Genomic DNA, 18,116 nt, shown 5'->3' on the forward strand with positions numbered 1-18,116 from the left:
CCGGGCCCCTGGACCAGGGCGGCCGTAGCGTGGCGACCATGTGCTGGAGCGCGACGGCCGATCTCGTGGCGGGCGTGGGTGTCGCCGCCGTGGGGGTCGCGTGTGTGACGCGGGCAGCTCGTGGCGGCCGGCCCCGCGACCTGCCGCTCGCCGCGCTCCCGCTGCTGCTCGGCGCCCACCAGATCATCGAGTCCGAGGTCTGGCGCGACGGCGGCGGCACGGGCCCCGCCACCGTCGCCTGGGCCGTGATCGCCATGCCGCTGCTCGCGCTGTGGATGCCGGTGGCGGTGCTGTGCGCCGCTCCGCCGAGCGCACGCCGCCGCCTGCTGTTCCCCCTCGCGACGGGCATCGCGACAGCGGCGGCGCTCTCCTACTACATGGCGACCCGCACCGTGACGGCCGAGATCCGCGGCCACACGGTCGGGTACGCACTCGGTCTGCCCCACACCGAGCTGATCGTCGCCGGATACCTGATCGCCACCGTCGGCTCCCTGCTCCTCTCCGGCGACCGGGGCCTGGTCCTCTTCGGCGTCCTGGTCGCCGTCGGGGCGGCGGTGTGCGTGCTGCTGTGGCGACGCGAGTACATCTCCACGTGGTGCGCGTTCGCGGCGGTGTGCTCGGTGGCCCTCTACTTCTGGGTCAGAAGGCGTTCTCGTCCAGTTCGAGCGCGGTCCGGTCCAGGCTCTCCAGGAGCGTGAACTGGGCGCCCGTCTTAGGCAGTTCATGGCGGAAGAAGTAGCGGCAGGCGCCGCGCTTGCCCGCGTGGAAGTCCTCGGTGCCCGGCTCGGCCGCGAGCAGCTGCTCCAGCCACATCCAGGCGACGACCACGTGCCCGACCGCTTCGAGGTAGACGCTCGCGTTGGCGAGGGCTGTTTGCGGGTCACCGGTCGACCAGAGCCGCTGGGTCACCTCGACCGCACGCGCGGCGGACGCGTCGAGCGCCCGCCCGTACCCGGACGCGGAGCCACCCGCCGCGGCGGCACGGGCGGACGTCTGCGAGATCCGCTCGACGAGCAGCCGAAGGCCGCTGCCGCCGTCCATGATCACCTTGCGGCCGAGCAGATCGAGGCCGTGGATGCCGTGCGTGCCCTCGTGGATGGGGTTGAGGCGGTTGTCGCGGTAGAACTGCTCGACGTTGTACTCGCGCGTGTAGCCGTAGCCGCCGTGCACCTGGATCGCCAGGTTGTTGGCTTCAAGGCACCACTGCGAGGGCCAGCTCTTGGCGATCGGGGTGAGCACGTCGAGCAGCAGCTTCGCCTCGTCGCGCGCCTGCGGCGATGTGCCGGTGTGCTGCTCGTCGAGCAGCCGCCCGCAGTACAGGTTGAGCGCCAACGCGCCCTCCACGTACGCCTTCTGGGCAAGGAGCATCCTGCGTACGTCGGCGTGCTCGATGATCGGGACCTGCGTCGACGCCGGGTCCTTCGCGGCGAGCGGACGGCCCTGCGGGCGGGTGCGCGCGTAGTCCAGGGCGTGCAGATAGCCGGTGTAGCCGAGGGCGGTGGCGCCGAGGCCCACGCCGATGCGGGCCTCGTTCATCATGTGGAACATGTACGCGAGACCGCGGTTGGCCTCCCCGATGAGGTGGCCGACCGCGCCGGGCTCACCGCCGGGACGGTGGGCGCCCTCGCCGAAGTTGAGCAGGGTATTGGTCGTCCCCCGGTAGCCCATCTTGTGGTTGAGGCCCGCGAGCACGACGTCATTGCGCTCGCCGAGCGACCCGTCCTCGTCGACGAGCACCTTCGGCACGATGAACAGCGAGAGCCCCTTCACGCCGGGCGGGCCGCCGGGGATGCGAGCGAGCACCAGATGCACGATGTTGTCCGAAAGCTCGTGCTCGCCGCCGGAGATCCACATCTTGTTCCCGAAGAGGCGGTACGTCCCGTCCTCCCGCGCCTCGGCCCGCGTCGCCACATCGGCGAGCGACGAACCGGCCTGCGGCTCCGACAGGCACATCGTCCCCAGGAAGCGGCCCTCCACCATGGGCCGTACGTAGGTGTCGATCTGCTCCTTGGAGGCGTGCGCGAGGAGCAGATTGGCGTTGCCCATGGTCAGGAAGGGGTACGCGGCCGTGCCGACGTTCGCCGCCTGGAACCACGCGAAGCAGGCCTGGGCCACCACGGCGGGCAGCTGCCCGCCGCCGATCTCGTGGTCCATGGCGCTCGCCAGGAGCCCCGAGTCCCCGAAGACCCGCAGGGCCTCCTTGACCTCGGGGATGATGTGCACCCGCTCGCCGTCGAAGGTGGGCTCCTGGGCGTCGTTCTTCTTGTTGTGCGGGGCGAAGTGCCGCGTGGCGATCTGCTCGCTCAGCTCCAGGGCGGCGTCGAAGGTCTCGCGGGAGTGGTCCGCGTACCGATCCCGGCCGGTGAGCGCGGGCACGTCGAGCCACTCGTACAGCAGGAAGTCGAGGTCACGACGGGACAGGAGCAGGGATGCCATGCGGATTCTCCATGCGGTGACGGCGGAACCGATCCCGGGGCAGAGGGCCCCGCACACCCGATACTAAGCGGTTGCTTATGGGGTTTGTCGAGGGCCGCCCTGTGACGCCCGGCTCAGCCGACCGCGTCCCCCTGGAAGGTGGCCGCGCGCACCGCCTCGAACAGCGCCGTGACGTCCTGGCCCGTGAGCCCCGCCGACCGCGCCTGCTCCATCCACTCCGCCAGGGCGGTCTGGAGGGGGGAGTCGGGGCCCGCCTGGGGGCCGGCGAGTGTGCGGGTGATGAAGGTGCCCGCTCCCTGGCGGACCTCGGCGAGGCCCGCGCGCTCCAGCTCGCGGTACGCCTTGAGCGTCGTGTTCGGATTCACCTTGGTGGCCGCGGCCACCTGGGCCGCGGTGGGGAGCCGGTCGCCCTCCACCAACGCGCCCATGCGCAGGGCCTGTTCGACCTGGCGCACGATCTGGAGATACGTGGCCACACCGCTGCGCCGGTCGATGCGGAATTCGACCACTGTCCCCACTCTCTGCTCGTTTGCGGACACTTTACGTACTTACCCTCACCGGCGTCCTAGAGGGGCCGCCGCGACGCCCACCACAGGACGAACACGGCCACGGCGGCGGTCGCGCCGAGCAGCAGGGCGGCACCGGTCCACTGCATGCCCGGCATCTGGTCGTAGCCGAAGTACTCGACCATGTTGTCGACGATGCCGTGCTCCTTGACGCAGGCGTTGGAGGCCTTCTCGGTCTGCTCGGCGCACATGCCCCAGCCGTAGAGCTGTCCGTCCGCGGTGCTGATCCAGCGGTCCGCCTCCACCACACTGCTGCTGTTGACGAGGGCCGGTGTGTCGGCGTTCAGCGGCCAGGTGATCGTGCGCGGGGTGGCGAGACTGTCACGGAACATGCCCCAGGCCACCTGGAAGGCCACGGAGAAGAAGAAGGTGGCCAGCATGGCGGGCAGCACCCTGCGCAGCAGCATGCCGATCGCGATGCCGCAGGTGGTGAGGAAGAGGGAGAGCGCCGTCAGCATGGGACCGGTGTTGTCGAAGACGGAGCCCGACAGCCATTCCGAGAGGAGCAGATCGCGGTAGGGCTCCCACCACCAGAAGAACAGGGTGGCGAGCACGGCGGTGGCCACCAGGACGAGCGAGAGGCACCAGGTCAGCTTGGCCGCGAGCCAGCGGCGGCGCGGTACGGACTGGGTGGTGGCCAGTTGTGCGGTGCCGTGTTCCTGGTCGCTCGCGATCAGCGGCGCGCCGAGGAAGACGCCGAGGATGACGGGCAGGGCGCCCAGGGCCTCGGCGATGTACTCGTAACTCTGCGGCGCCGTATCCAGGCTGACGTCCTTGTCAGGCCAGCCCCTCCCGGCGAGCATGTCGGCCATCTCGCCGCGCTCGTAGATGATCGTGGCCGTGCCGAGCACGACCAGGGCGAGGATGATCCACGTCGTGGCGCGGTGCTGGCGCAGGACGAGCCAGGTCAGCCCGTGCAGCAGGCCCGGCTTCTTGACGGGCTGCCCCGTGCGCGGCTGCTCGGTCAGGGTGGTGCTCATGCGGCGGCGTTCCCTTCGGCCTCGATGCGTGCGTCGTGCGTGAACAGCGGCTCCGCGTCCGGTGTGCGGAGGTGGGCGAGCAGGACTTCCTCCAGGCTCGGCTCGGAGACCTCCCAGTCCGGGGCGAGTGGGCCATGGGGCCGGATGAGGGCACGGAACTGGCGCCCCTGGACCCGGAATTCGACCACCGTGTGCGGGGCGAGGTCCGCGGGCGGCGTGCCGTCGGGCGCGAGACCGGTCACCAGGGCGTGGGCCGGGACCAGCTCATCGGTGTCGCCCGCCATCCTGAGCCGGCCGTCCGCGATGACCAGGAGGTAGTCGCACATGTCCTCCAGCTCGGAGAGCATGTGGGAGGACATCACCACCGTGGTGCCGCGCTCGACGGCCTCGGACATCAGCAGGGAACCCATCTCGTCCCGGGCCAGCGGGTCCAGGTCAGCCATCGGCTCGTCGAGCAGCAGCAGGTCGGGCCGCTTGCCGAAGGCGAGCGCGAAGGCGACGCGGGTGCGCTGACCGCCGGAGAGGGTGCCGACCTTGGCGTTCATCGGGACGTTGCCGGAGCGCACGATCCGCTCGGCGGCCGCCATGTCCCAGCCGGGGTTGAGTTCGCTGCCCATGCGCAGCGTCTCGGCCACGGTGAACCGCTTGAACAGCGGCTTGTCCTGGGAGAGGAACGCGTAGCGAGGCATGGCGGCCGGGTCGTCCGCCGGTACGCCGAAGATGCGCAGCTCGCCCTCGGTCGGCGTCACGAGGCGGGTCGCGAGCCCCAACAGGGTGCTCTTTCCCGCCCCGTTGGGCCCGACGAGGCCACAGATCCGCCCGGCGGGCAGCCGGAACGAGCAGTCGCGCAGCGCCCAGCCGCGGCGATAGCGCTTGCCCAGGCCGCGGGCCTCGAGCGCGATCGCGCTCAGGGGACCGTGGGCCTCGGTGGGGTCGGCAAGGGTCATGTCCACGCGCGCCTCTCTCGATTCCATTAAACAATTAATGGAATCATGATCTGCGCGGCGCATGCCTGTCAAACGCCTCGGGGGCGCTGTGGTGGTGGAGGCGTGGTGGCGCCGCCGCTACGACGCCGGCTTCGTCGTCGGGGCCGTCGCCTCGCGCTGATGCGGGATCAGGACCGATGGCAGTTCGCCCTGCTGGACGTTCACCGTCCTGACCGGGGCGGGGACCCGGATTCCCTCGGCGCGGTAGCGCTGGTGGAGCTGCTTGATGAACTCGTGCTTGATGCGGTACTGGTCGCTGAACTCGCCGACGCCCAGGATCACCGTGAAGCTGATCCTGGAGTCACCGAACGTGTGGAAGCGCACGGCCGGTTCGTGCTCGGGGAGCGCGCCGTCGACGTCCTTCATGACGTTCTCCACGACCTCGGTCGTGACGCGCTCGACCTGCTCCAGGTCGCTGTCGTAGCTGACACCGACCTGGACCATGATCGACAGATCCTGCTCGGGACGGCTGAAATTGGTCATGTTGGTGCCCGCGAGCTGGGCGTTGGGGATGATGACGAGGTTGTTCGACAGCTGGCGCACCACCGTGTTGCGCCAGTTGATGTCGACGACGTAGCCCTCTTCGCCGCTGCTGAGCTTGATGTAGTCGCCCGGCTGCACCGTCTTCGCGGCGAGGATGTGGACGCCCGCGAAGAGGTTGGCCAGCGTGTCCTGGAGGGCCAGGGCCACCGCGAGGCCGCCCACGCCGAGCGCCGTGAGCAGCGGGGCTATGGAGACGCCGAGCGTCTGGAGCACGACGAGGAAGCCCATCGCGAGCACGACGACACGGGTGATGTTGACGAAGATCGTCGCCGAGCCCGCGACGCCCGATCGGGACTGCGCGAGGGACTTCACCAGGGTGGTGACCACGCGGGCCGCCGTCAGGGTCGCCGCCAGGACGAGCAGGGCGGTCAGCGTCATCGTGACGTTGCGGCCGGTCCTGGGGGTGAGCGGGAGGGCCGCGGCGGCGACGGCCGCGCCCGCGGTGATCGCCGCGCAGGGGACCAGGGTGCGCACGGCGTCGACGATGACGTCATCGCCGCTCCACCGCGTCCTGCTGGCCCGTTCGCCCAGCCACCGCAGGATCATCCGCAGCAGCAGACCCGCCGCGATACCGGCGGCCACCGCGATACCGGCGGTGATCAGGTCGTGCCAAGTGAGGGCTCGCTCCATCAGTTCCTTCTCCAGGTTGTGCGGGCGCGCCGGACGTATGTTCGTGTCCGCCGTCGCGAGCGTCATCCTGCCCCATGGGTACGGCGCCGTTGCCGGGGGCCCGCACCAGCTTGCCCTCAACTCTCCGGGCACAGGTCGATATCCGACATCCCGCGCCGAATCACCTGACGTCCGGTCAGGCGGCTACGGCTTGCGGCCCACCCCCGCGTACAGCGGCACCGGTGTGCCGTTCCTGACCTCGTCGACGCCGAGCTCCGGATGCCAGTCGGGCAGCCATGCGATGCCGGGGTCGAGCAGCTCCAGGCCCTCGAAGAACCGCTCCACCTCGGCGCGCGCCCGCGGTACGAGCGTGACGCCGCCCGCCTTGTACATCTCCACCGCCTGCCGCGTCCGCTTAGGATCGAAGTCGCCGGCCATCTGGGACAGGACCAGGTGGCTGCCGGGCGCGAGGGCGGAGACGAGCCGCTCCACGACCTCGTAGGCACCGTCTTCGTCGCTGATGAAGTGCAGCAGCGCGATCAGGGAGAGGGCGATCGGCTGCGTGAAGTCCAGTACGCCCTCGGCCTGTTCGAGGATCTTGTCCGGCTCGCGCGCGTCCACCTGGAGGAACTCCGTCGCCCCCTCGGGCGTCCCCCGCAACAGCGCCTCCGCGTGCGCGAGGACGATCGGGTCGTTGTCCACGTACACGACGCGCGCCTCGGGGGCGGCCGACTGGGCGATGCGGTGGAGGTTCGGCTCGGTGGGGATGCCGGTGCCGATGTCCAGGAACTGGCGTATCCCCGCCTCTCCCGCGAGGCGGCGCGTGGCGCGCTGCATGAACCAACGGTTGTGCTGGGCGCAGTACTTGGTCTGCGGTTCGAGCGACACGATCTGCAGCCCGAGCTCCTCGTCCACCGGGTAGTTGTCCTTGCCGCCCAGGAACCAGTCGTAGACCCGGGCGGGGTGCGGCTTACTGGTGTCGATCGGTTGGGACAGGGGTGACGGGATCGCGGACATGCTTCAACTCCCATGGATGCGGCGGGCGTTCAGGCGGACGTCGGGTGCGTCCGGTCATCGTGCCCGCCCATCCCGCCGGGCTCAAGCGCCACTCGGGTCCCGCAGCAGACTGCCCGCGCCCGGCACATGCGGCGGCAGGCCCAGTTCGGTCAGGACGCGGTACGCCGTCCGTCAGAAGAATGAGGCGGCGGTCCGGCCGATCACGCCGCCGATTTCTGTCCCCGCGAAGGGGGTTCCCGGACGCTCGGGGATATGCAAGTCTCCTCCCTAATCTTCGGGAGCAGCGGTCGACCCAATGGTCAACAGGGCTGCCCCGGCCTCGACATGGGGTGAAGAAGTGTTGCGGAACGGGACACGGGGGCACGATCTCGCCTCGCTGCGCCGGCTGAACACCACCGTCGTGCTGCGCGCCCTGCACCGCCGCAGCCCCCAGACGCTCGCGGAACTCGCCGCGGGCACAGGGCTCTCCCGGCCCACCGTGGAATCCGCCGTCGAGGAACTGACCGCGCACGGCTGGGCGGGGGAGGCCGAGCGTGACGACGCCGAGCGCGCGCCGGGGCGCCCCGCCCGGCGGTTCCGGTTCCGTGCGGAGGCGGGCCGTGTCGTGGGCGCCGACATAGGCCTGCACAAAATGGTCCTGCTCCTCGCCGATCTCGGCGGCACGGTGCTCGCCGTGCGGCGCGAGGACATCGACCCGGAGCTGGGCGGGGCACAGCGGCTCGACCTCCTGCGCAAGGGCCTCGAAGCCTTTCTCGACGCGCACTCCGTGCGGCGCGACGACATCCTCGCCCGCTGTGTGGGCGTGCCCGGCGTCGTCGACGCGGGCGGCACCATCACCTCCCATGTCATCCCCGAATGGTCCGGCGTCGACCTCGGGCGGCTCCTCGGCGACGGGGAGGCGGGGCACACCCTCGTCGAGAACGACGTGAACCTCGCCGTGCTCGCCGAGCGCTGGCAGGGCGCGGCCACCCTGGCGCGTGACGTCGTCTGCGTCCTGACCGGCCACCGCGTGGCGTGCAGCCTCACCATCGGCGGCAGGCTGCACCGGGGGCGGCGCGGCGGCGCGGGCGAGCTCGGCCTGCTACCGCTGCTCGGCATGAACACCGCTCAGGACGCGCTCAGTTGGAGGGGTGACCGCCGCTCCGGCGAGTCCGAAGTGGCCGCGCTCGCCCGCGCGGCGGACACCGGCGACGCTCGCGCCCTCGCCGCCGTCGCGGACTTCGCCGACCGCATCACGCCGGGCATCGCCGCCCTCGCCCTCGCCGTCGACCCGGAGCTTGTGGTGCTCACCGGCGGCGCGACCCCGCTCGGCGGCCACCTCGTGCCGCTGATCGAGGACAGGCTGCGCCCGCTGACCCTGCACGTCCCGCGCATCGCGCTGAGCACGCTCGGCGAACAGGGCGTCGCGATCGGCGCCGTACGCAAGGCACTTGACCAGGTCGAATCGGATCTCCTGACGGATTCGGCGCCGTAGAAACCTCGTAGAACCCCCGCAAAACCCCCGTAGAACCCACGAAACGCAGCCCGGAAGCGGAGGCGCTCATGCGTAGGAGGACTCTGCTGTACGGAGCGATGGCGGCGCCCTTGCTCGCCGCCTGCTCCGGCCAGAGTGACGACGGCAAGCAGAGCGGCGGCAGGACCACCCTCTCGTACGGGGTGTGGGACGTGGCCCAAGTGCCCGGTCTTCAGAAGGTGATCGACGCCTTCGAGAAGGAGAACCCCGGCATATCCGTGCGCATGGAGCTCACCCCCTGGTCGAGCTACTGGACCACCCTGAAGACCGCGATGCGCGGCGGCACGGCCCCGGACGTGTTCTGGATGAACGCGGTCAATCTCCAGCTGTACGCGTCCAGCGGCGTCCTTGAACCCCTGAGCGGCCACATCAAGAGCGACGCGACCCCCTTGGACCGCCACCCCGAGTCGCTCGTGAAGATTTACGCCTACCAGGGCACGCAGTACGGCATACCGAAGGACTTCGACACCATCGGCCTCTGGTACAACAAAGCGCTCTTCGACAAGGCGGGCATCAAGTACCCGGACGCGACGTGGACATGGGACGACGTGCGCGACGCCGCCGCCGAACTCACCAACCCACGCGAGCGCGTGCACGGCATGGCGGCCGAGATGGACCGTCAGGGCCAGCTCTACCCGGCCATCCACGGAGCGGGCGGCTACGTCCTCAGGGACGGGGAATCCGGCTTCGGCGACGAGCGCTCCATCGAGGGCCTGCGCTACTGGACCGACATGATCGACCGCGGCTGGTCCCCGCCGCAGAGCGCGATGGTCGAGTCCAAGGCTCGCAACCGCTTCTGGTCGGAGAAGGCGGCCATGGTCTACGAGATATCCGCGTTCTCGGGGCAGTACTACGCCGTTCCCGCGATCAAGGACCACGCCGGCGTCACCGTCCTGCCCAAGGGACGCGAGCGCGCCACGATCATCCACGGCCTAGCCAACGTCATCTCCGCCAAGAGCCGCAAGAAGGCCGCGGCCTGGAAGTTCGTCCACTTCATGGCGGGCCGCGAGGCCGCCGAGATCCAGGCATCGGCGGGCGTGACCATCTCCTCGTACGAGGGGACGCAGGAAGCCTGGTTCAAGTCGATGCCCGAGTTCGACCTGAAGCACTTCATCGACATGCTGGAGTACGCCGTGCCGTACCCCAGCTCGAAGAACACCGCGGTCTGGGAGAACCTCCAATACCCGCTCCTGGGCGCCGCGTTCAGCGGCCAGGGCGGCATCGAGAGCGCCGCACGCACCCTGGGCGAGCAGATGGACCGGGCCCTGAAGGAGGAACGCGCATGATGAGTGTCTTTCCCTCCACGGCGGCGGCGAAGAAGGCGGGCCGCGGCGGGCAGGCGGCCGGCGCCGCGCCCAAGTCCCGTGGCCAGCGCGCCGCGTACGCATTCATCGCGCCGCTCGGCATCGGCTTCGCCGTCTTCTATTTCTGGCCGCTGCTCCAGACCTTCTACTACAGCTTCACCGAGTTCGGGGCGTTCGGCGGCCACACCTGGATCGGCACGGACAACTATGTGCGCGTCCTCAAGGACGTCACCGTCTGGCAGGCGCTCGGCAACACCCTGATCTACTGCGTCATCGGGCTGCTCGCCCTGCCGCTCGCGATCGGTGTCGCGGCGCTGCTCAACCGGCGCGGACTGCGCGGCGTTTCGGTCTACCGTGCCCTGTACTTCATCCCGTTCGTGACGCTGCCCGTCGCCGTCGGCCTCGTCTGGAACTGGCTCTACAACGGCGACTACGGACTGATCAACGAAGTCCTCGAATGGTTCGGCGCGGACCGCCGCTACTGGGTCTCCGACCCCTCGACCGCCGTGTACGCGATCGGCACCGTGATGGTCTGGTCGACCACCGGCTACTACTTGATCATCTTCATGGCGGGCATCAAGGGCATCCCGCAGGACTACTACGAAGCCGCCGAGCTGGACGGGGCGGGTCCGCTGCGCCGCTTCTTGACGATCACGCTCCCGCTGCTCAGCCCGACGATCTTCTTCGCGTCCATCATCTGCATGATCAACTCGCTGCAGACCTTCGACCTGATCTACATCATGATGGCCGAGAAGAACCCGGCGATAGGCGACACCCAGTCCGTGGTGAGCCTCTTCTACAAATGGGCCTTCGTCGAGAACGCCCAGGGCGCCGCCGCCGCGCTCGCCTTCCTGCTCATGCTGATCATCGCGGCGCTGACGCTGGTGCAGTTCAGGCTGCAGAAGAGGTGGGTGCACTATGCGTGAGTCCTCGCCCCGTCGGCGTATCAACGCCCGTCGTATCAACGCCGGTTCGATTGCCACCCACGCGGCGCTGTCGCTCGGCGCCCTGGTGATGGTCTTCCCCTTCCTGTGGCAGCTGCTCACCGCGGCCAAGTCCCTCGCCGAGACGGCGAAGGTGCCTCCGACGTTCCTGCCCGACACCTGGAACTGGTCGAGTTTCGAGGAGGTCTTCACCGCGCTGCCGTTCCGGGACATGCTGTTCAACAGCGTCTTCAACACCGTGGGACGCACGGTCGGACAGCTGGTGTTCTGCTCCCTCGCCGCCTACGCCTTCGCACGCATGCAATTCCGGGGCCGCAACGTCCTGTTCGCGCTCTTCCTGTCCGTCCTCATGGTGCCGAGCTCGCTGCTCGTCCTGCCGCAGTACGACATCATCCAGCGGCTCGGCCTGCTCAACTCGGTGCCCGCGCTGTTCCTGCCGGGCATGTTCAGCGCGTTCGGGACCTTCATGCTGCGTCAGTTCTTCCTCACGCTCCCCAAGGAGCTGGAGGAGGCCGCGCGGATCGACGGCGCGGGTTCCTTCCGCATCTTCTGGTCGATCATGCTGCCGCTGGTGCGGCCCGCGCTCGCCGCGCTCGCCGTCATCACCGCGATGTGGTCGTGGAACGACCTCCTGTGGCCGCTGATCGTGAACACGGACCCGCAGAAGATGCCGATCAGCGCCGGACTGACGTCGCTGGAGGGGCAGTTCGAGACCAACTACCCCGTGATGATGGCCGGTTCGCTCATCGCGAGCCTGCCCATGCTCATCGTCTACGTCTTCCTGCAACGGCACTTCGTGCAGAGCGTCGCCCTCTCCGGCTCCAAGAGCTGACCCCCTTTTTTTCAGGAACCAGGACAGGAACCAGGACAAGCACCAGGAAAGGTAACTCCCTACATGCGACCGCTTCATATCGGCCTGATCGGGGCGGGCGGCATCGCCCGCGCCCATCTCCCCGGCTGGCTGGAACTGGGTGCGCGCGTCAGTGTGTACACCGTCGACGGCTCGGCGGAGAAGCTCGCCGCCGAGTACGCGAACCGCGAGGTCACCGCGGTGGCGGACCTCGGTGAACTGCTCACCGACTGCACGGCCGTCGACATCTGCACCCCCACCCCCACGCACAAGGAACTCGCCCTCGCGGCCGCAGCGGCGGGCTGCCACGTCATCTGCGAGAAGCCCCTGGCGCTGAACGCGCGGGACGCCGAGGAGATCGCGGCAGCCGCCGAAGCGGCGGGCGTACGGCTGCACCCCGCCCATGTCGTGCGGTACTTCCCGGCGTACGCGGCGATGCAACAGGCCGTCGAGCGAGGTGAGTTGGGTGACCTCGCGGTGCTGCGGTTCGCGCGCGGCGGGGCGCGGCCGCAGTGGGCGCCCTGGTTCGGTGACCCCGCCAAGTCCGGCGGAGTCATCATGGACCTGATGGTGCACGACATCGACATCGCCCGCTGGGTCGCGGGCGACGTGGTCCGCGTGCACGCGCAGACGCGGGGCGTCGAGCACGCCACGGGTGACGGCCGGGCCGAGGTCGTCTCGGCGACCGCCGTCCTCACCCACGCCTCCGGCGCGATCAGCCATGTCACCGGGCTCTGGGGCCTTCCGGACCAGCAGTTCCGTACGACGTTCCGCGTCGCGGGCGGCGACGGGCTGCTGCGGCACGACTCCACGTCCGTGCCCGGCTACCGGATCACCGCGCAAGGGGTGCGCGCGGCCAACGAGGGCATCCCGTCGAGTCCGATGACGGAGAGCCCCTACCTGGCCGAGCTGCGGGAGTTCGCGGCTTCCTGGGAGGACGGCGGCGGAGAACCGCGGGTGCGCGCGCGGGACGGGATCGAGGCGGTGCGGATCGCGGAGGCTGCCGTGGAGTCGAGCCGTACGGGCCGGGCGGTAGAGATGCGGACCGGTGTCAAGGAGGTCGCGCGATGAAGGTCGCCGTGTTGTCGTTCGCCCATGTCCACGCGGCCGGATACCTGCGGCTCCTCTCGCGCATGCCGGACATCGAGGTCATGGGCAGCGACCCGGACATCGGCTCGGCCGCGCCCGGCGAGGTGCGGGGGCGCGTGTTCGCCGAGGAGACGGGGGTCGCGTACGCGGAAACGTACGAAGAGGCCTTCGCCTGGGGCCCTGACGCGGTGATCGTCTGCTCAGAGAACGCGCGCCACCGCCCGCTGGTGGAGCTCGCCGCGTCCCATGGCGTGGATGTCCTGTGCGAGAAGCCCTTGGCCACGACGGTCGAGGACGGCGAGGCGATGCTCGCGGCGTGCCGGGAGGCCGGCGTACGGCTCGCGGTGGCCTTTCCGGTGCGCTTCAGCCCGGCGTACGCGGCCGTCAAGGCGGCCGTCGCGTCGGGAGATGTGGGCCAGGTCCTGACCGTGTCCGGCGCGAACAACGGCTCCATGCCGAGCTCGCGGCGGTGGTTCGCCGATCCCGAACTCGCGGGCGGCGGCGCCCTGATGGACCACACGGTTCACATAGCCGACCTCCTGGACGACCTCTTCGGCGACGCGCGCCCCGTCGACGTGTACGCCCAGACGAACAACCGCATGTACGAGGGCGAGGTCGACGCCGAGACCAGCGGCCTGGTCACCGTGACCTACGACAACGGCTCGGTGGCCACGATCGACTGCAGCTGGTCGCATCCCCGCTCCCACCACTCCTGGGGAGGGCTCGAACTCACCGTGGTCGGTGAGCGGGCGACCCTGGAGATGGACGCCTTCGACCAGTCGGTCCACGGCTACAGCGAACGCCGCCGCGAGGGCCTCGAACTGCCCTTCGGCGCCGACCTGGACGAGCGGATGCTGAGTGCCTTCCTTCACGGTCCGGGCGAGGGCGGCATGGACGTGGCCGACGGCGAGGGCGGGCTGCGGACGCTGAAGATCGTGACGGCGGGCTACGCGTCGGCCCGGAGCGGGGTGCCGGTGACGGTGGGCTGAGCGGCGCCGTGACGATGCACGGCGGCCCACCCGCGGGTACGGGTTGCTCGGCGGGTGCGGTTCCGCCCTGTGACGGGTGGCGCTCGCCGACTCTCAGCCGCTGAACAACTGCGTCCGGTGCGCGCCCGCCGAGCCGGGGCCAGTGAGTGAAGACACCGCCTTGCGCGCCTGCCAGCCCTGGGGGCGGGCCTCGCCGGGTGCGTGGCGGGCTGCTCGGTGGGTGCGGTTCCACCGTGGTGGTCGGTGGTGGGCGACGGCTCTTGGCGCCGTCGAACGGTTGTGTCCGGTGCGGGCCCGCTGTGCCGGGGCCTGCGGTGTGGGGCCGGTGTGTGCAGGACCGGGCCTTGCGTGCCTGCCTGCCTCGGGTGGGTGGGGACGCGTTCGCCGGGTGCGCGCGGCGGGTGGCGGTGGTCGGTTCTTGGCCGTCGAACGGTTGTGTCCGGTGCGTGTCCGCTGTGCCGGGGCCTGCGGTGTGGGGCTGGTGTGTGCAGGACCGGGCCTTGCGTGCCTGCCTGCCTCGGGTGGGTGAGGACGCGTTCGGCGGGTGCGCGTGACGAGTCGCGGCGGTCGGTTCTTGGACGCCGAGCAGCCTTGTCCAGTGCCCGCCGACCCGCCGCGCGGCCGGTTCATGGAGGCACCGGCTTGGGGTGCCGACCCTGCGGTGAGAGGGGCCTTCGCTGGCGCTCAGCCGCCGAACAGCTGTGTCCAGTACGTGCCCGCCGAGCCGCCGCCCGCGAAGCCGACGCCGAGGTGGGTGAAGGAGGGCTTGAGGATGTTGGCCCGGTGGCCGGGGCTGTTCATCCAGCCGTCCACCACCTCGGCGGGCGTGCGCTGCCCGCAGGCGATGTTCTCGCCGATCGCGCGGTGCGTACTGCCCGCGGCGGACGCGCGGTGCCAGGGTTCGCCGCCCTCGGGCGAGGTGTGGGAGTAGAAGGCACGGGCGATCATGTCCGCGCTGTGCCCCTGCGCCGCCACGGTCAGGATCGGATCGGGGGAGAGGGGGCGCAGACCCGCGGCCGTCCGCTCGGCGTTGGTGAGACGGAGCACGGCCGCCGCCCACTCCGCCAGGCCCTGCCCGCTGAACGGCGCGGCCCACAGCGCCGTCCAGTAGACGTCCCCGGAGCGCGCGTCGGCGGTATGGGCCACCCCGACGTGCGTGTACGAGCGGCTGTGCACCGTACGCCGCGACTGCTCGCCGGAGAGGCAGTACTCCACGAACTCGGCGGGCGAGCGCGGCCCGGAGACCAGATGCTCGCCGATCGCCAGATACGCGTACCCGCCCGCGACGACCCGCTGGTAGAGAGACGTGCCGTCCGCGTGCTCCGAGCTGAGCGTTCCCCGCGCCGCCATCCCGGCGGCGTGCGCATGCGCGGCAGCGGTCAGCCGGGCGTCGAGCGAGACGGGAGGCGCGCCGGCCGACGCCCGCGCGGCGTTGACCAGCGGGAGGAATCCGTCGGGGGCAGGCGGGCCGGAGGGTATGGGAGGCCTGGACGGCGCGGGGCGGAAGGGCGGCGACGCACCGGCATGCACCCTCGCCGACGGCCCCGCGGCGACCGGCGGCTGCGTGACTCCCTCCGTCACGTCGTCCTCCGCCACCTCCACCCCGAAGTCCCGCGCCACCCCGGCGAGCCCGTCCGCGTACCCCTGACCGAGTGCCCGGAGCTTCCACCCCGGGCCGCGGCGGTAGATCTCCGCGAGCAGCAGCACCGTCTCGCGGTCGGGGCGCGGCGGTGTGAAACGCGCCACCAGCACGCCTCCGGGCCCGTGCACCTGGAGCGCGATGGCGGGCAGCCGGCCCAGGGGAGTGCCCGGCTCGGCGGGGCTGACCGCCACGGTGACGCGGCTCGCACCGGCCCGCAGCCGCCGACCGTCGACCGTGACCGTGTCGCCCTGGAGCCGGGCGCCGGACGTGGCGGGCTGGTTGTAGAAGACGAAGTCGGCGTCGCCCGCGACCTTCCCGCTGTCGCCCGTGACGATCACGGACAGGTCGAAGGGGCCGGGCACCCGGAGGGTGACGGCACCGTCCGGCAGCGGCACGTTCCCCCCGGCAACCAGCTCGTTCATGCCAGGACAACGCGAGGGCGGCACCGCCAGGTTCCCGGCACGCGGACACCGAGCCGGAGGCTGCGCCCCACGGCGGAGGCCCACTGAGACCGGAGGCGGATCCGCGCCGGAAAAGCCGCGTATTAGCGTGGGGGTCACGGGAAAGCACAATTCACCGACAGGATCCGAGGTGCCCGGCAGATGGCAAGCCGCAGCGAGAGCCGTACCCAGCTCGTCGAGGGACTCATGGAGCGGTTCCCGCAGGTGCCGCGAGAGGCGGTGATCAAGGAGGACCTGCTCAGGGGAGGCATGGCGTTCGACGAGTCCGCGCTCAGCGACAATGAGGGCGGCGAGGTCAAGCCGAAGTCGTACTTCATCTTCTCCTTCGACCACAGCACTCTCCCCGAGCTCGGCGCCGCCGCCCTGCGCCGCCCGCCCGAGGAGATCGTCCTCACCGGCGGCCCGTACGACCTGCGCCGCACGGTCGTCTCGGTCCGCGTGAATCCGTCCTCGCCGTACCGCGTCGCCGCCGACGACGACGGCGTACTCGGCCTCTACCTGGACGGCGTACGCATCTCCGACGTGGGCCTGCCGCCGATGCCGGACTACTACCGGCACACGCTGGAGAACGGCAAGTCCGTCATGGAGGTGGCCCCCACCATCCAGTGGGGCTACCTGATCTACCTGACGGTCTTCCGGGTCTGCCAGTACTTCGGCGCCAAGGAGGAGTGCGGGTACTGCGACATCAACCACAACTGGCGCCAGCAGAAGGCGGCGGGCCGCCCCTACACGGGCGTGAAGCCGATGGACGAGGTCCTCGAGGCCCTCGCCATCATCGACAAGTACGACACCGCGAAGTCCTCCACCGCGTACACGCTCACCGGCGGCGCCATCACCTCGCGGCTCCAGGGCAAGGACGAGGCCGACTTCTACGGGCAGTACGCGAAGGCCATCGAGGAGCGCTTCCCGGGCCGCTGGATCGGCAAGGTCGTCGCGCAGGCGCTGCCCAAGGCGGACGTCCAGCGCTTCCACGACTACGGAGTGCGGATCTACCACCCCAACTACGAGGTGTGGGACCCCTACCTCTTCGAGCGGTACTGCCCCGGCAAGGAGCGCTACGTCGGCCGTGACGAGTGGCACCGCCGCATCCTTGACTCCGCCGACGTCTTCGGGCCGCGCAACGTCATCCCGAACTTCGTGGCGGGCGTGGAGATGGCCGAGCCGTTCGGGTTCAAGACGGTCGGCGAGGCCATCGACTCCACCGTCGAGGGGCTCCAGTACTTCATGTCGCGCGGCATCACGCCCCGCTTCACCACCTGGTGCCCCGAGCCCACGACACCGCTGGGCAAGGCCAACCCGCTGGGCGCCCCGCTGGAGTACCACGTGCGTCTCCTTGAGGCGTACCGCGCGACGATGGAGGCCAACGGCCTTACGTCGCCGCCCGGTTACGGACCCGCGGGGCCGGGGCGCGCGGTCTTCTCCGTCTCCTCCTTCATGGACAGCCTGCCCGCGGAGCAGTCGGCCGAGGAAGTCGGGGAGACGGTCTAAGAGGAACGGGTCCAGGGGGCGGCGAGCGCCGACAGCAGTCGCTCGGCCTCCGCCGTCACCGTGGTGAGGGAGGAGGCCGGGTCGGGCGAGCGGGCGAGGAGCATGCCCGCCTCGCACAGCGCGCCGAACATCAACTGGCAGCGCACGTCCAGATCCCCGTCGCTGAAGTGACCCGCGGCCGCCGCCGCACGCATTCCGCCGGTCAACACCCTCAGCGTATGGGCGTATTCGATCTCGCGGACGGTCTCCCAGCCGAGGACCGAGGGCGCGTCGAGCAGTACGATCCGCCGGAAGCCGGGGTCGAGGCAGTGCTCCAGGAAGCGGCGGCAGCCGCGCCGTAGCGCGGACCACGCGTCGGGTTCCTCGGCGGCGGCGCGCTCCAACTCGGCCGCGATCTCCTCCTGTTCACGGACGAACACCGCATGGAAGAGGGCCGCCTTTCCCTCGAAGTGGTGGTAGGCCGCCCCTTTGGTGACCCCGGCGGCGGCCGCCACGGCGGCGATCGAGGTGGTCGCGTACCCCTCGCCGCCGAAGAGCCGCTGTGCCGCGGTGATCAGCTGCGCGGTGGTCGCGTCGGAGCGTTCCGCCTGGGTACGGCGGGCAGTTGGGCGCGCGGGCGGGATCACGTCGGCTCCTCTTGACGAACATACTCAGGGTACGTAGGTTCCGCACCAGTTGCATACCTTCGGTATGGAAGCG

16 protein-coding genes are annotated in these 18,116 nt (G+C 70.4%); 8 read left to right on the forward strand and 8 right to left on the reverse strand.

Translation table 11 applies throughout. The features are described 5' to 3' along the window. The first annotated feature begins 38 nt into the window (after positions 1–38). Positions 39–698 carry a DUF6629 family protein gene (locus ACWGI2_RS05500; protein ID WP_453694127.1) on the forward strand — a complete coding sequence of 220 codons (660 nt, stop codon included), beginning with the start codon at positions 39–41 and terminating at the stop codon, positions 696–698. Here ACWGI2_RS05500 and ACWGI2_RS05505 read toward each other — a convergent pair. The 6 genes from ACWGI2_RS05505 to ACWGI2_RS05530 form a co-directional block, all read right to left on the reverse strand. Then, positions 640–2,436 (reverse strand): acyl-CoA dehydrogenase, encoded by a 1,797-nt coding sequence (locus tag ACWGI2_RS05505; RefSeq protein ID WP_453694129.1) that lies wholly within the window; start codon positions 2,434–2,436, stop codon positions 640–642. The two genes, ACWGI2_RS05500 and ACWGI2_RS05505, sit on opposite strands and share 59 nt — an antisense overlap. Before the next feature lie 113 nt (positions 2,437–2,549). Then, positions 2,550–2,954 (reverse strand): GntR family transcriptional regulator, encoded by a 405-nt coding sequence (locus tag ACWGI2_RS05510; RefSeq protein ID WP_453694131.1) that lies wholly within the window; start codon positions 2,952–2,954, stop codon positions 2,550–2,552. A gap of 47 nt (positions 2,955–3,001) precedes the next feature. Then, on the reverse strand, positions 3,002–3,982 hold the full coding sequence (locus tag ACWGI2_RS05515) for an ABC transporter permease subunit (RefSeq protein WP_453694133.1): 981 nt from the start codon (positions 3,980–3,982) through the stop codon (positions 3,002–3,004). Next, positions 3,979–4,929, reverse strand: coding sequence for an ABC transporter ATP-binding protein (locus tag ACWGI2_RS05520; protein ID WP_453694667.1), 951 nt, complete (start codon positions 4,927–4,929; stop codon positions 3,979–3,981). Before ACWGI2_RS05520 ends, ACWGI2_RS05515 begins: the two co-directional genes overlap by 4 nt. A gap of 117 nt (positions 4,930–5,046) precedes the next feature. Then, complete coding sequence (locus ACWGI2_RS05525) at positions 5,047–6,141, reverse strand: mechanosensitive ion channel family protein (protein WP_453694668.1); 1,095 nt, start codon at positions 6,139–6,141, stop codon at positions 5,047–5,049. Positions 6,142–6,324: 183 nt separating this feature from the next. Beyond that, positions 6,325–7,137, reverse strand: coding sequence for an SAM-dependent methyltransferase (locus ACWGI2_RS05530; RefSeq protein ID WP_453694134.1), 813 nt, complete (start codon positions 7,135–7,137; stop codon positions 6,325–6,327). A gap of 340 nt (positions 7,138–7,477) precedes the next feature. On the opposite strand from ACWGI2_RS05530, the gene ACWGI2_RS05535 reads away from it, so the two are divergent. From ACWGI2_RS05535 to ACWGI2_RS05560, 6 genes are all read left to right on the forward strand, one after another. Beyond that, positions 7,478–8,611 carry an ROK family protein gene (locus ACWGI2_RS05535; RefSeq protein WP_453694136.1) on the forward strand — a complete coding sequence of 378 codons (1,134 nt, stop codon included), beginning with the start codon at positions 7,478–7,480 and terminating at the stop codon, positions 8,609–8,611. Positions 8,612–8,679: 68 nt separating this feature from the next. Then, positions 8,680–9,936, forward strand: coding sequence for an ABC transporter substrate-binding protein (locus tag ACWGI2_RS05540; RefSeq protein WP_453694138.1), 1,257 nt, complete (start codon positions 8,680–8,682; stop codon positions 9,934–9,936). Further along, positions 9,933–10,880 carry a carbohydrate ABC transporter permease gene (locus ACWGI2_RS05545; protein WP_453694140.1) on the forward strand — a complete coding sequence of 316 codons (948 nt, stop codon included), beginning with the start codon at positions 9,933–9,935 and terminating at the stop codon, positions 10,878–10,880. Before ACWGI2_RS05540 ends, ACWGI2_RS05545 begins: the two co-directional genes overlap by 4 nt. Further along, on the forward strand, positions 10,873–11,730 hold the full coding sequence (locus ACWGI2_RS05550) for a carbohydrate ABC transporter permease (RefSeq protein ID WP_453694142.1): 858 nt from the start codon (positions 10,873–10,875) through the stop codon (positions 11,728–11,730). The genes ACWGI2_RS05545 and ACWGI2_RS05550 overlap by 8 nt, the downstream gene beginning before the upstream one ends. A gap of 63 nt (positions 11,731–11,793) precedes the next feature. Further along, positions 11,794–12,819: a Gfo/Idh/MocA family protein gene (locus ACWGI2_RS05555; RefSeq protein WP_453694143.1), complete on the forward strand. Its 1,026-nt coding sequence runs from the start codon at positions 11,794–11,796 to the stop codon at positions 12,817–12,819. Then, complete coding sequence (locus ACWGI2_RS05560; protein WP_453694145.1) at positions 12,816–13,826, forward strand: Gfo/Idh/MocA family protein; 1,011 nt, start codon at positions 12,816–12,818, stop codon at positions 13,824–13,826. Before ACWGI2_RS05555 ends, ACWGI2_RS05560 begins: the two co-directional genes overlap by 4 nt. Positions 13,827–14,510: 684 nt before the next feature. Here the strand turns inward: ACWGI2_RS05560 and ACWGI2_RS05565 are convergent. After that, the gene (locus ACWGI2_RS05565) at positions 14,511–15,890 is read right to left on the reverse strand and encodes a CAP domain-containing protein (RefSeq protein ID WP_453694146.1); all 1,380 of its coding nucleotides are present in this window, start codon (positions 15,888–15,890) and stop codon (positions 14,511–14,513) included. Between the two features lie 180 nt (positions 15,891–16,070). On the opposite strand from ACWGI2_RS05565, the gene ACWGI2_RS05570 reads away from it, so the two are divergent. Then, the gene (locus tag ACWGI2_RS05570; RefSeq protein ID WP_453694148.1) at positions 16,071–17,417 is read left to right on the forward strand and encodes a radical SAM protein; all 1,347 of its coding nucleotides are present in this window, start codon (positions 16,071–16,073) and stop codon (positions 17,415–17,417) included. Here the strand turns inward: ACWGI2_RS05570 and ACWGI2_RS05575 are convergent. After that, positions 17,414–18,043 carry a TetR/AcrR family transcriptional regulator gene (locus ACWGI2_RS05575; protein WP_453694150.1) on the reverse strand — a complete coding sequence of 210 codons (630 nt, stop codon included), beginning with the start codon at positions 18,041–18,043 and terminating at the stop codon, positions 17,414–17,416. The two genes, ACWGI2_RS05570 and ACWGI2_RS05575, sit on opposite strands and share 4 nt — an antisense overlap. Positions 18,044–18,116 lie beyond the last annotated feature (73 nt).

The organism is Streptomyces sp. NPDC054866, assembly GCF_053610745.1.